Genomic DNA, 3275 nt, shown 5'->3' on the forward strand with positions numbered 1-3275 from the left:
GTTCCGCCCGGCACGCCGCGGCTGACCGCCCTGGTCTACGACCGCATGGACATCGAGGCCCCCTGGGCCGCCCCCGCCCACGACGGCACGGCGCGCATCGCGTCGGTACAGCCCCGCATGACGCGCGCCGACTATCTGCGCCAAGTACAAGCCATACGCGCACTGATCGCGGCCGGCGAGCTATACCAGCTGAACTACACCCAGCCGCTGGACGTGCGCGTGCAGGGCGACCCCTGGCACCTGTACCGCCGCATTGCCGCGCGGCACCCCGTGGCCCACGCCGCCTGCATCGACGACGGCGAACGCACGGTGCTGTCGTTTTCGCCCGAACTGTTCGTACGGCGCGACGGTGCGCGCCTGACAGTGCGCCCCATGAAAGGCACGGCGCCGCGCCATACCGACCCCGCCGAAGACGCGCGCCTGGGCCGCGAACTGCATGCCAGCGCCAAGAACCGCGCCGAGAACCTGATGATCGTGGACCTGCTGCGCAACGACCTGGGCCGCCTGGCGGAACCCGGATCGGTGCAGGTGCCCAGCCTGTTCACGCTGGAGCGCTACCCCACAGTATGGACCATGACGTCCACCGTCACGGCCGACGCACCGCAGGCCAGCCTGGAACAAGTGGTGCGCGCGCTGTTTCCTTGCGGCTCGATCACCGGCGCCCCGAAGGTGGCGGCCATGCGCCGCATCCGGCAAATGGAAATCGCGCCGCGCGGACTGTATTGCGGCGCCATCGGCTGGCTGGCGCCCAACGGCGATTTCTCGCTCAACGTGGCTATCCGCACCCTGGTGCTGGATAAAGACGGCCATGGCGTCTACAGTGTGGGAGGCGGCATCGTCCATGATTCCGACCCCGAACTGGAATGGCAGGAATGCCTGTGGAAAGCGCGGATACTGGACGACGCCATCCCGCCGCACGCATAGCCGCGGCCTTGGCCGGCCCCTCATTCCGGAACCCGCGCATGTCCCCCGAACTGATCGAGACCCTGCTGGTTACCGCCGATGGCGGCATTCCCCTGCTGGCCCGCCATGTGGCGCGGCTGCAGGCCGCCAGCGCGGCGCTGGACTACCCCTACGACGGCGAAGCCGTGGCGCGCGACCTGCGGGCCGCCGCGGCCACGCTGGTTACGCCGGGGCAGCACCGGCTGCGCCTGCTGCTGGACCGCAGCGGCCGCCGCCACATTCAAACCGCGCCGCTGCCCGCCCTGCCGCCCGGGCAGCAGGCCATGCTGTCCGACCAGTTGCTGGATGCGCGGGAACCGCTGCTGCGCTACAAGACCACGCACCGGCCATGGTATGCCGATGCCACCGCCTGGCTGGCCCGGCATGGCGAGGTGTTCGACCTGCTGTTCCTGAACCAGCATGGCGAACTATGCGAAGGCAGCCGCACCAATGTCTACCTGCAGCTGCGCGGCGTGTGGTACACGCCGCCCGTCGACAGCGGTTGCCTGCCCGGCGTGCAGCGCGCCGAATTGCTGGACAGCGAGCGCGTGCAGGAACGCGTGCTTACCGTGGAAGACTTGCACGCGGCCCAGGCCATCCGCCTGTCCAACGCCCTGCGCGGCTGGTTCGACGTCAGCCTGCGTACCTGAGCTCGCGGCTTCAGGCCGCCCCCACCGTCAGGCCCCCGCACACATACAGCGTCTGCCCGGTAATGAAGCCGGCGCGCCTGTCCAGCAGCATGGCCACCGCATGCGCGACTTCATCCGGCTGCCCGATACGGCCCACGGGGATGGCGGCCGCCAATTCGCGGGTACGGGGGTGGCCGGGCGGGTTGGACTGGTTGAACAGTTCGGTGGCCACCGGCCCCGGCGCCACCGTGTTCACCGTAATGCCGGCACCCGCCAGTTCCAGTGCCCAGGTGCGCGTCATGCCCACCAGGCCGGCCTTGCTGGCCCCGTACGCGCTGCGTCCGGGCTTGCCCAGCGCGGCGCGGCTGCCGATATTGATGACCCGGCCATAACCGCTTTGCCGCATGGCCGGCAGCAGCCCCTGCAACAGCAGCAGGGGCGCCACCAGGTTCACCGCCATGGTGCCCTGCAATACCGGAATCGACAGCTGATCGATGTCGGCCACCTTGATCATGCCGGCGTTGTTCACCAGGTGCAGCACCTGGCGTTGCGCCGCCAGGTCGGCCACGGCCTGGCGCGTCTGCGCGGCATCGGACAGGTCCACCGAGACAAAGGTTTCGTGGGGCAGCAGCGTGGCGGGCGCGCCGCGGCTGAAATTGACGACGTCATAGCCGTCTTCCACCAGGCGGGTGGCAATGGCGCGGCCGATGCCGCGGCTGGCGCCGGTAATCAGGGCAGTGGGACGGGTCATTTTGCGGCGATGCCTCGCTGTTTGATCAGGCCGCCCCATTTCTCGCGTTCGCGCTGTTCGAAGGCAGCCAACTCAGGGCCGAACAGCGTGCCGGGCTGCGCCCCCATGCCCGAGAACTGCTCGGCCAGCTTGGGCGCCTGCAGGCCGCTGCGAGCCGCGGCGATCAGCTTCTGCACCACGGGTTCGGGCGTGCCGGCGGGCGCATACAGCGCGAACCAGGCCGTGACATCGAAGCCCGGCAGGCCGGCTTCATCAAACGTGGGCAAGTCGGGAACCGAAGGGTCGCGCTTCAGCGAAGTGATGGCAATGCCGCGTACCCGCGAGCCGTCGCGGATCTGCGCCAGCGAGCCGGGCAAGTTGTCGAACAGCAGGTCGACTTGCCCGCCGGCCACCGCGGGCAGCGATGCCGACGTGCCCTTGAACGGCACGTGCAGCAATTCAATGCCCGCCACCGCCTCGAAGTAGGCGCCGGTAAGGTGTACCGACGAACCGACCCCGGGCGAGGCATACGTCAGCTTCTTGTCCTTGCGTTCCTTGGCCGCGGCGATCACGTCGGCCAGTGTCTTGTAGGGCGACTGCGTACGCACCGCCAGCACATTGGGCGTGGTGGACACCAGGGCGATAGGCACCAGGTCGCGGCCCGGATCGAACGGCATATTGCTGTACAGGAACTGGTTGATGCTTTGTGTGCCGATGGTGCCCAGGCCCAGCGTATAGCCGTCGGGCGCGCTGCGCGCCACTTGCGCCATGCCCACGTTGCCGCCCGCGCCGGGTTTGTTTTCCACCAGCACTGTCTGCTTCAGGCCGGGTTCCATCGCGTGCGCAATGGCCCTTCCGAAAATATCGGCCGCGCCGCCGGGCGGATACGGCACCACCACGGTCACGGCATGATCGGGGTAGGCGTGGCCCTGCGCGTGGGCGGCGGGCAGCAGGCTGGCGGCCAGCGCGGCGGC

At 69.1% G+C, this 3275-nt stretch carries 4 protein-coding genes; 2 read left to right on the plus strand and 2 right to left on the minus strand.

The window, feature by feature from the left end; translation table 11 throughout:
- Together pabB and LPZ50_RS23410 are read left to right on the plus strand one after the other, a co-directional pair.
- Positions 1 to 924 (plus strand): aminodeoxychorismate synthase component I (gene pabB, locus LPZ50_RS23405; RefSeq protein WP_230665259.1); only part of this gene is annotated, 924 nt, incomplete at its 5' end.
- 38 nt (positions 925 to 962) lie between these two features.
- Positions 963 to 1592, plus strand: coding sequence for an aminotransferase class IV family protein (locus LPZ50_RS23410; protein ID WP_230665260.1), 630 nt, complete (start codon positions 963 to 965; stop codon positions 1590 to 1592).
- A 10-nt stretch (positions 1593 to 1602) separates the two neighbouring features.
- On the opposite strand, the gene LPZ50_RS23415 is transcribed toward LPZ50_RS23410, so the two are convergent.
- A complete protein-coding gene (locus LPZ50_RS23415) occupies positions 1603 to 2322 on the minus strand; it encodes an SDR family oxidoreductase (RefSeq protein WP_230665261.1) in 720 nt (239 codons plus the stop codon).
- Positions 2319 to 3275 (minus strand): Bug family tripartite tricarboxylate transporter substrate binding protein (locus LPZ50_RS23420; RefSeq protein WP_419195633.1); only part of this gene is annotated, 957 nt, incomplete at its 5' end. The genes LPZ50_RS23415 and LPZ50_RS23420, both read right to left, overlap by 4 nt.

It is taken from the genome of Bordetella petrii, assembly GCF_020991325.1.
Taxonomy (GTDB): domain Bacteria; phylum Pseudomonadota; class Gammaproteobacteria; order Burkholderiales; family Burkholderiaceae_B; genus Bordetella_A; species Bordetella_A petrii_E.

What these genes read in the sequence shown, in the direction of transcription:
- LPZ50_RS23410 (WP_230665260.1), top strand. Translation starts at nt 963, where the DNA reads ATGTCCCCCGAACTGATCGAGACCCTGCTGGTTACCGCCGATGGCGGC.
- LPZ50_RS23415 (WP_230665261.1), bottom strand. Translation starts at nt 2,322, where the DNA reads ATGACCCGTCCCACTGCCCTGATTACCGGCGCCAGCCGCGGCATCGGC.